The following is an 8,397-nucleotide window of genomic DNA, read 5'->3' as shown; positions in this document are numbered from 1 at the left end:
CCGAGTTTGCCGCTCGCGGAGTATTTAGCGAGGTAGAGACGATATTTGCCTGCGAGATAGACAAATTCGCACGTCAAAGCTACCTGGACAATCACGAGATAGACGAGACGAAATTTTACCGCGACGTTACGGAGCTTGACGCTAGAGCTTACGCCGGACAAATAGATATTTTGGTAGGCGGCAGTCCTTGTCAAGACTTTTCAATCGCAGGGCAGCGCGCAGGCGAGAACGGCGAGAGAGGCAACTTGATATGGCAATTTTACCGCGTCGTTAGCGAAGCTCGCCCTAGCGTTTTTGTCTATGAAAACGTCAAGGGCTTTTTGTCAATCAACGGCGGCAAAAGCTATCAGAGGTTTTTGGGCGCTTTACGTGGGCTAGGCTACTACTGCCACGCCGAAGTTTTAAACACCAAAGACTACGGCATACCACAAAATAGAGAGCGATTGTATATCTTGGGATTTTTGAACGCCGACGAATATCACGCTTTTTCTTATGCTCCGAAAATACCGCTAAAACTAAATTTGGGCGATATGCTAGATCGCGAAGTAGATGAAAAATACTTTTTGAGCGATAAGATGATCGCGTGCCTTAAGAAAAAAGAAAACAACTTTCAGGGCAGCTTTGCCCCAAAGTCTTTAAGCGATGCAGGAAATTGCATAATGACTACCGCAGGAAGTCGTCGCACGGACAACTTCATAAAAGTAGTCGGCAAGCTCGACATAAAAGGCAACGACATACTAAAACGCGTTTATACTACCGACGGGGTAGCTCCTACTATACATACGGCGCAAGGCGGTAATCAAGAGCCGAAAATTTTACAACGCGCACGAGGTTTTAATAAAGGCGGCGAGTTTGAGGTTTGCCCTACGATTAGCTCAAATAGCTTTGAGCAAAACAATCTACTAAAGAGTGAGCGCATACGCAAGCTAACTCCGCGCGAGTGTTTGCGACTGCAAGGATTCCCTGAGAGTTTCAAAATCATAGTGAGCGATACGCAAACCTACAAGCAAGCAGGCAACGCGATGAGCGTAAACGTCGTAAAAATGATTTTAGAGCGGATAAAGCTCGCGAAAAATAAATATTTTAGGTTAGGAGCGTGAAATGATAGCAAAAACAAGCGCACGGGCAAATCGCCATAGCCGCGAAAAATGCGTAAAAATCCCCGTGGCTTGGATAACCGACGAGCGCATAAAGAATGAATTTAGAACGCTGGCGTACCTGGTGGCGCTTTGCGCGAAATCTAAAACGGGGAGCTGCTACCTAGGCGATGATATCGTAGCGGGGGCGCTAGGCGAAGAGAAGGAACGGGTAGGGCGGATTTTAGAAAAACTTAAAGAATTGGGCTACATAGAACTTCAAACCGCGAAATCCGAGGCGATTATCGCGAGAAAAATATCTATTAAATTTTAAGAAAGGAAAAAAATGACGCATAGTTTTGACGTAGGGCTAGCCGAAAAATACGGCGTAGAAAAAGCCGTACTAATAGGCGCGATAGCCCACTGGGTGGCTTATAATAAAGCGGCGGGCTCGAATTTTTATAACGGCAAATACTGGACCTATAACACCGCCGAAGCGTTTACTAGAATGATGCCATATTGGAGTGCGAATAAAATTCAAAAAATGCTTATTTGGGCTGAAAACGAGGGAATTTTAATATCGGATAATTTTAACGATACGAAATTTAACCGCACGAAGTGGTATAGTATAGGCGACGATTTTGAATATCTTTTAGCTTTATACGTTAAGCAGCCAAACGGCGAAATCCAATCAGCAAGAAGTTCAGATGGAATAAGCCAAAAATCTAATTCCAATCAGCCAAACGGCGAAATCCAATCAGCAAAACAGCGAAATCATATAGGTATTAATAATACAAACAGCAATTCAAACACAATTCAAACACAAGTTCAAACGCAAATTCAAACCCCCGTGCGCGAGACCGTCAAACGAGACGACGAGATTTTTCGCTTGCCGTCCTTTCTCGATCCGAAACTTTGGCAAAGCTATCTAGCCTACAAGAAAGAGCGCAGGGAGAAATTGACGCAAAAGGGTATCGAGATGAAATTTAGCGAGTGGGCTAAATGGGACGCCGAGGGCATAGACGTAAACGCCTGCATCAAAGAGGCGATGGCTAACGAATGGCAAGGCGTCTTTAAACCTAAGCCAGGCTACGGCGTAAAGGCGGCCAGCGGCGCGCAAGGCGTAAGCGACGATAATCCGCACGGGCTAAAACAAGGCACGCTAAGCACGATGGCGGCGTTTAGGGAGTTAGCTAGGGAAATGAGAGAAAACGGGCAAAGCGACTTGGTAGGAGATTTTCAATGACGATGCAAGAATTTTACGGCGTATTTATGCCGACAGTAGAGTATTACGGAGGAAATTTAAGCAAAGCCGCGATCGCGCTTTATTTTGAGGACTTAATGGGCTACGAGGCGCGCGAATTAGCCGCGGCGCTAAAACTAGTCAGGCAAACGCGAAAATATCCTACGATGCCTACGTCGGCGGAAATTTTAGAAGCGCTTAACGGGGACGAGAGCGCCAAAGCGCAAAAGGCGTTAGACGAGCTGGTTTACGCGATAGGACGCTACGGACCTTATCGCAGCGTATGCTTTAAAGACGGCGCGATAATGTCGGTAGTGCGCGCTAGGGGCGGCTGGGTAAAGGTTTGCAACCTAGAAGGGCAAGATTGGGAGAACTTTAAAAAGTGGGACTTTGCCAAGCTTTACAAAACTTACGCGAAAACCCCGCAAATTTGTCCCGATTATCTAATCGGCGAGAGCGAGGCGATTAACGGCTTTAACGGAGTAGGCGGAAACGAGCCGGTATATTTTATTGGCGGGGCCAACGACGGCAAATTTATGGGCGCGGCTAAATTTAAAGCCTTAACGGGGCAAAAATCGCCCGTTAAGGCGATGGTAACGGGCGCGGTAAAAAGGATTGGGGTGTGAGATGAAAGCCGTATATATAACAATAACCGAAAGCGGAGCTAGCATAATCGCAAAGGTAGCGGACGAAAACAAAAAGATACTTGATAGCTTTGAAGTAAGCCGTAAGGACGCAAGCGGAGTACTTGAAATAATGAGAAAGTGGAATGAGAAGCACAAGGATGAGGAGACAAGGGAGCTATTTTGATGGAACTAAATAAAATTTATAACATTGATTGCTTAGATTTTATGAAAAATATGCCTGATGCGTGCGTTGATTTAGTAGTTACTGATCCGCCTTATATCATCTACACGAAAGGCGGAGGGCTAGGTAAGAGCCCAGTCTATGAAAAGGGCGATTTGGCAAAGATAGCTGATGGCTTTGATGTAAAAACAACACTAAATGAGCTTGAACGAATTTGTAAAAAAACAAATATATTCATCTTTTGCTCTACCAAACAAAAGCCTGAGATAATGAGCTGGGCTTATGAAAAAGGGCATAACGTAGCTGAGTTATTTTGGCACAAGCCTAACGCAGCACCTTTTATAAACAATACTTTTAAAAGCGATATTGAAAATATTATCTACATAAGAGCAAAAGGCGTCAAGATAAGAGGCAGATCAAAGCTTTTCACTCACAACGCGTCAAAAAGCAAATACGGACACCCAAGCGAAAAACCGCTAGAGATAATCAAAAAGCTAGTTTTGACGGCGTCAGGCGAGGGTGATTTAATATTTGACCCTTTTATGGGTAGCGGTACGACCGCGGCGGCGTGCAAAGAGCTAAATAGAAACTTCATCGGCTGCGAGATAGAGAGTAAATACTGCGAGATGGCCGAGAAAAGGCTAAGAGAAGCCGTAAAGGGGCTGTTTTGAAACTATCCAAAGCCGAAAATCTCAAATTTAGGCAATTCCTAGCATACGAATATCCAGTTTGCCAAATATGCGGTAAAGCCCCGAGCGACGATGCGCATCACGTGAGATACGGTTGCTACGGAGCAGACAAAGACGACCGCAAACAAATAGCTGTATGTAGAGCGTGCCATAAATGGTGTCACGATCACAAGCGCGAGAGCATAGAAAAATACGAGGGGTTAGCCGATGATAATTGGGCGGAATATGAGAACACTCTCTAAATACAAAAATAGAAAAGTCGAGCGCGGCGGTATTCAATACGACAGCAAAAAAGAAGCCGTGCGCGGGGCGATCTTGGAGCTTAAGCAAAGGGCGGGCGAAGTAAGTGAGCTGAAAAGGCAGGTTAAATTTATCCTGCAAGAGAGCTTTAAAATCCCTAGCAAAAAGACCAAGCAAGGCTTTGAAACGATAAAAGAGATCGCATACATAGCGGACTTTACGTATTTTATGGGCGAGCAATTTTATATCGAGGACGTTAAGGGCTACAAAACGCCCGAATATAAACTAAAAGCGAAAATGCTAAGAAAAAAGATAGCGGGCGGCGAAATAGATGCCGTATTCGTGGAGAGCTGATTGAAATACGACGTCGATAAATTTTATGCGTTATCGGAGTTTTTTAATGACGACTTCCGTCTTATGGCGTGCGTAATATCGCTAAAGATCGGCATAGAGCCGAAGCGGGCGTATAAAGACTTAGAATTTGCCAGGTATAAGCCTGAATATCTTGATGCGTTAGAGGGCGTGCGTGCGGATTTTAAGGCCGATCCGATGAAACCATATAAAGAAGCCGTATTGGCTACAATCCCTAAAACGGACGTTATCTTTAGCCGCGACGACTTCTCAAACATCGAGGCGTATAGCGTATTTGAGAGGTCATACGATAAGACTGGCAAGACAAAGCGAGAAAAGGCGAAAAGTAAAACTAAACGCCCGCGTAGGGTTAAAAAAGAACAACTAGAGTTTAAATTTTAAGGGGAGCGGGTGGCGAAGCTATCAGAGCAGGTAAGGAAATTAATAATAGCCGACCACTTGACGGGCAAATTTTCGCAAAGAGAGTTGGCTAAAAAATACGATTTATCCACTAGCACGGTTAATAAAATTACAAAAGGGGTGGAAGCCAAAAACGAACACTTAGTGAACGCCCAAGTAGCGTTGCTGTCGGCAAGAGAAACATTACCGCCCGAACAAACGAACGCGATCGCGAACGCTGCGAGAGACGAATTTTATAATAGGCGGTTGATCGAAAACGCCACGCAAAAAAACCTAGCAAAAATTACTGAAATGCTAGACAAAAACACCAAATACGAAAAAGTGGGCGTCGGCGACGGAGTGCAAAATTTCGAGCCGGTGGAATTAAACGCAAACGACTATAAGGCACTACAAGACGCGATAGATAAAGCTAGCCTAACGCTTGGCGTTAATCCCCGCTTTTCAAATACTACGATAAACAACGCAAACGTAAGCCAAGAAGCACAAATTCAACAAATCGTGATAAGCAAAGATGAGTAATTTAGAAGTTAAACTACTACCGCACCAATATGAGCTACTAGCTGATACGGGCACGAAAATCATAGGCCTAGTCAGCGGTTACGGCGCGGGAAAAACATACGCCGCGGTTAGAAAAGCCTTGCAGCTAGCGTTTTTAAACCCTGGTTGCGCCGGCGTGATAACGGAGCCAACGTATCCGCTCTTGCGCGATATACTATTCGGCGATCTTGAAAACGCGCTCGTCGAATGGCGCGTGCCGTATAAATTTAACAAATCAAGCGCGATATTCACCCTGGACGTAAACGGTGCCAAAACGCCTATTTTGTGCCGTAGTATGGAAAACTGGGAGCGACTAATCGGCATAAACGCCGCCTGGATCATCTGCGACGAGTTTGATACGTCAAAGACCGAGATCGCGTTAAAAGCCTACGAGAAACTACTAGGGCGTTTAAGAGCCGGTAACACCAGGCAGTTTATCATCACAACCACGCCCGAGGGTTTCCGCGCCACGTATCAAATTTTCATAGAAAAAGGCGGTGATACTAAACGGCTAATAAAAGCAAAGACCGCCGACAATAAATACCTGCCGCCCGATTTCATCGACACGCTGAAAGAACAATACCCCGAGAATTTACTAAAAGCGTATTTAGAGGGCGAATTCGTAAACCTCACTAGCGGCACCGTGTATAGCTATTTTAGCCGCGATACACACGCAAGCACGGAAACTATCAAAGAGGGCGAAACACTACACATAGGCGCGGATTTTAACGTAGGCGGCTGCATAAACGTAGTCTGCGTAGAGCGAGCGGACAAAAAAGGCAATATTACTACGCACGCAGTAGATGAGGTTATTAGTTACGATACATACGCTATGGCTCAAACTTTACGCGATCGCTACAAAGGGCATAAAATCATCATTTACCCTGACGCTAGCGGGCAGAATAGAAAAACTAGCGCGAGCGAAACGGACGCGCAAATTTTAAGAGGTGCGGGGCATTTGGTATTCGTAAATCACTCAAACCCTATCATAAAAGACCGCGTAAACTGCGTAAATAACTTATTTGACAAACGCCGCTTGCTCGTCAATGTCTCAAAATGCCCAAATTTGACAAAGGCGCTTGAACAGCAAGCGTGGGATAATAAGACGCAGTTGCCCGAAAAAAGCGACGCTCACCCTGCAAACGATGACTACAACGACGCGCTTGGGTATCTAATCGCGTATAAATACCCGATAGCTGCGCGAGATTACCAAATCAAGGTAGTCGGCATTTAGTAGTAGAATGCAAAGAAAAAAGGCTTCTTATGGCGGTAAATGCAAAACATCCCGAATATTCTAAGAATTTAATCAAATGGCAGCTAATGCGCGATGCGCTAGCGGGCGAGGTGGCAAAAGAAAAATACGTGCCTAAATTAAGCGATCAAGAAGAGGACGAATACAGCGCCTACGTGGGACGCGCGGAGTTTTACAACGCGACGGCTAGAACGCAGGTTGCGCTAACTGGGCTACTGTTTGCCAAGCCGCCCAAAGTAGAGTTGCCCGAAGCGTTAAAGACGATCGGCGAAAATATCAGCTTGGACGACGACACGTTAGAAGCTCTTGCCAAAAATATCGCCGACGAGTGCCTAAGCGTCGGGCGTTGCGGTGTGCTTGTGGATCTGCCGAGCGTTGAAAAGGCGGATTATTCCAAGCTTGAAGCCGAAAGGCTAAATTTAAGAGCCTACGCCACGCTTTATAAAGCCGAAAACATTATCAACTGGAAAACCACTAAAATAAACGGCTCAAACGTTACGTCGCTCGTGGTGCTCGCAGAAACCTACGCCGAGCCGACGCAGGACGAGTTTGTAGATAAGATAAAAACGCGCTACCGAGTGCTTGATTTACACGAGGGCTACTATCGTCAAAGGGTATTTAGCGAAACCAAGGCGGGGAATTTTGAAGTAGTTAGCGAAATTTACCCGAGCGCAAACGAGCGCAAACTTGAGTATTTGCCGTTTACGTTTTTTAACGTGAACGATTTAAAAACAGCGGTAGAAAAACCGCCTTTGCTTGATTTGGCTAAAGTCAATATTAGTCATTTTAGAAGCGAAGTAGATTTGGAGCACGGCACGCACTTTACGGCGCTACCGACGCCTTACGTCACGGGCTATCAAGGCGAGAGCAGCGAAAAACTAAAAATAGGCTCTACCGCCGTTTGGGTAATAAACGATCCGAGCGCAAAGGTCGGCTTTTTAGAATTTAGCGGCGCGGGGCTATCTACGCTTGAAAACCGTATTGCGGTAAAAGAAAAAAGGATGTCGATTTTGGGCGCGCGGCTTTTGCTAGACGAAAAAAAGACGGCGGAGGCTACCGAAACGCTGCAAATGCGAAAAAGCGGCGAAAATGCGGTATTAACCAATGTCGCATCTACGATTAGCGAGGGTATGGCCTCATTTTTAAAAGATGTTGCCTTTTTTGAGAATATCGCGAGCGAGAATTTGATTTATGAGATAAATACCGACTATAACCTAGCAATGATTGAACCGCAGCTACTAGCACAAATCATAGCCGGCATTCAAAGCGGGGATATTCCAAACGAAGTGCTTTACGACGCACTGCTAAAAGGCGAGCTAATGCCTAAGACTATACAAAGCTATGAGGACTATCAAGCCAAACTAGAACAAGCCGCACCGCAGGTGACGCCGAGCGATGAAGCCGTTTAATCAACTTATAGCCGAGCTTGAAGTCGCGCGCTCTCTTTTGCACGAGCGGATAAAAAACGGGCTAAGTAAAAAGGTAGCTAAATTTTACGATGAGATGATTGCGGATTTGCAGGCTCAAATTTTAAAAAAGAAAAATATAACGAATAATTTAGCCCAAACGATAAGCGATCTAAAACAAAGCCTAAAAACGCCCGATCTGCGTAAAGATTTTTTAACGCTAGCGCAAAACGAGCAAGACCATCTACTAGACTACAACGAGCTAGCGGGGTTTAATTTGTTTTCTAGCGTATTGCCAGAGAGCAGCATCGAGCGGCTAGTAGATAGCGCGCAATTAGAGGGCGCGACTTCAAGCTCGGCTATAAGTTGATTAAAC

13 protein-coding genes are annotated in these 8,397 nt (G+C 45.4%); all 13 read left to right on the top strand.

Going from position 1 to position 8,397, the window contains the following annotated elements:
* Positions 1-1,100, top strand: a 1,100-nt coding sequence (gene dcm / locus QZ147_RS07070) for a DNA (cytosine-5-)-methyltransferase (RefSeq protein ID WP_295148675.1), incomplete at its 5' end; no start/stop codon positions are given.
* A 1-nt stretch (position 1,101) separates the two neighbouring features.
* Positions 1,102-1,410: a hypothetical protein gene (locus QZ147_RS07065; RefSeq protein WP_295148672.1), complete on the top strand. Its 309-nt coding sequence runs from the start codon at positions 1,102-1,104 to the stop codon at positions 1,408-1,410.
* Between the two features lie 12 nt (positions 1,411-1,422).
* A complete protein-coding gene (locus QZ147_RS07060) occupies positions 1,423-2,322 on the top strand; it encodes a hypothetical protein (RefSeq protein WP_295148670.1) in 900 nt (299 codons plus the stop codon).
* Positions 2,319-2,945 carry a DUF6475 domain-containing protein gene (locus QZ147_RS07055; RefSeq protein ID WP_295148668.1) on the top strand — a complete coding sequence of 209 codons (627 nt, stop codon included), beginning with the start codon at positions 2,319-2,321 and terminating at the stop codon, positions 2,943-2,945. The genes QZ147_RS07060 and QZ147_RS07055 overlap by 4 nt, the downstream gene beginning before the upstream one ends.
* Before the next feature lies 1 nt (position 2,946).
* A complete protein-coding gene (locus QZ147_RS07050) occupies positions 2,947-3,129 on the top strand; it encodes a hypothetical protein (RefSeq protein ID WP_295148666.1) in 183 nt (60 codons plus the stop codon).
* Positions 3,129-3,797, top strand: a complete 669-nt coding sequence (locus tag QZ147_RS07045; protein ID WP_295148664.1) for a site-specific DNA-methyltransferase — start codon at positions 3,129-3,131, stop codon at positions 3,795-3,797. Before QZ147_RS07050 ends, QZ147_RS07045 begins: the two co-directional genes overlap by 1 nt.
* Positions 3,794-4,057 carry a hypothetical protein gene (locus QZ147_RS07040; protein ID WP_295148662.1) on the top strand — a complete coding sequence of 88 codons (264 nt, stop codon included), beginning with the start codon at positions 3,794-3,796 and terminating at the stop codon, positions 4,055-4,057. Before QZ147_RS07045 ends, QZ147_RS07040 begins: the two co-directional genes overlap by 4 nt.
* The gene (locus QZ147_RS07035) at positions 4,041-4,409 is read left to right on the top strand and encodes a DUF1064 domain-containing protein (protein ID WP_295148659.1); all 369 of its coding nucleotides are present in this window, start codon (positions 4,041-4,043) and stop codon (positions 4,407-4,409) included. The genes QZ147_RS07040 and QZ147_RS07035 overlap by 17 nt, the downstream gene beginning before the upstream one ends.
* Complete coding sequence (locus QZ147_RS07030) at positions 4,410-4,808, top strand: hypothetical protein (RefSeq protein ID WP_295148656.1); 399 nt, start codon at positions 4,410-4,412, stop codon at positions 4,806-4,808. It begins immediately after the preceding gene.
* Positions 4,809-4,817: 9 nt separating this feature from the next.
* Positions 4,818-5,345, top strand: a complete 528-nt coding sequence (locus QZ147_RS07025) for a hypothetical protein (protein ID WP_295148654.1) — start codon at positions 4,818-4,820, stop codon at positions 5,343-5,345.
* On the top strand, positions 5,338-6,597 hold the full coding sequence (locus QZ147_RS07020) for a phage terminase large subunit (protein WP_295148652.1): 1,260 nt from the start codon (positions 5,338-5,340) through the stop codon (positions 6,595-6,597). The genes QZ147_RS07025 and QZ147_RS07020 overlap by 8 nt, the downstream gene beginning before the upstream one ends.
* A 29-nt stretch (positions 6,598-6,626) precedes the next feature.
* Positions 6,627-8,024 carry a DUF4055 domain-containing protein gene (locus QZ147_RS07015; protein WP_295148650.1) on the top strand — a complete coding sequence of 466 codons (1,398 nt, stop codon included), beginning with the start codon at positions 6,627-6,629 and terminating at the stop codon, positions 8,022-8,024.
* The gene (locus tag QZ147_RS07010; protein ID WP_295148648.1) at positions 8,011-8,391 is read left to right on the top strand and encodes a hypothetical protein; all 381 of its coding nucleotides are present in this window, start codon (positions 8,011-8,013) and stop codon (positions 8,389-8,391) included. Before QZ147_RS07015 ends, QZ147_RS07010 begins: the two co-directional genes overlap by 14 nt.
* The last annotated feature ends 6 nt before the right edge of the window (positions 8,392-8,397 follow it).

Source organism: uncultured Campylobacter sp. (assembly GCF_905371695.1).
GTDB lineage: Bacteria > Campylobacterota > Campylobacteria > Campylobacterales > Campylobacteraceae > Campylobacter_A.
This window is presented reverse-complemented; position numbering and strand designations above follow the sequence as displayed.

What these genes read in the sequence shown, in the direction of transcription:
- QZ147_RS07035 (WP_295148659.1), top strand. Translation starts at nt 4,041, where the DNA reads ATGAGAACACTCTCTAAATACAAAAATAGAAAAGTCGAGCGCGGCGGT.
- QZ147_RS07050 (WP_295148666.1), top strand. Translation starts at nt 2,947, where the DNA reads ATGAAAGCCGTATATATAACAATAACCGAAAGCGGAGCTAGCATAATC.
- QZ147_RS07055 (WP_295148668.1), top strand. Translation starts at nt 2,319, where the DNA reads ATGACGATGCAAGAATTTTACGGCGTATTTATGCCGACAGTAGAGTAT.
- QZ147_RS07010 (WP_295148648.1), top strand. Translation starts at nt 8,011, where the DNA reads ATGAAGCCGTTTAATCAACTTATAGCCGAGCTTGAAGTCGCGCGCTCT.
- QZ147_RS07060 (WP_295148670.1), top strand. Translation starts at nt 1,423, where the DNA reads ATGACGCATAGTTTTGACGTAGGGCTAGCCGAAAAATACGGCGTAGAA.
- QZ147_RS07045 (WP_295148664.1), top strand. Translation starts at nt 3,129, where the DNA reads ATGGAACTAAATAAAATTTATAACATTGATTGCTTAGATTTTATGAAA.
- QZ147_RS07015 (WP_295148650.1), top strand. Translation starts at nt 6,627, where the DNA reads ATGGCGGTAAATGCAAAACATCCCGAATATTCTAAGAATTTAATCAAA.
- QZ147_RS07020 (WP_295148652.1), top strand. Translation starts at nt 5,338, where the DNA reads ATGAGTAATTTAGAAGTTAAACTACTACCGCACCAATATGAGCTACTA.
- QZ147_RS07065 (WP_295148672.1), top strand. Translation starts at nt 1,102, where the DNA reads ATGATAGCAAAAACAAGCGCACGGGCAAATCGCCATAGCCGCGAAAAA.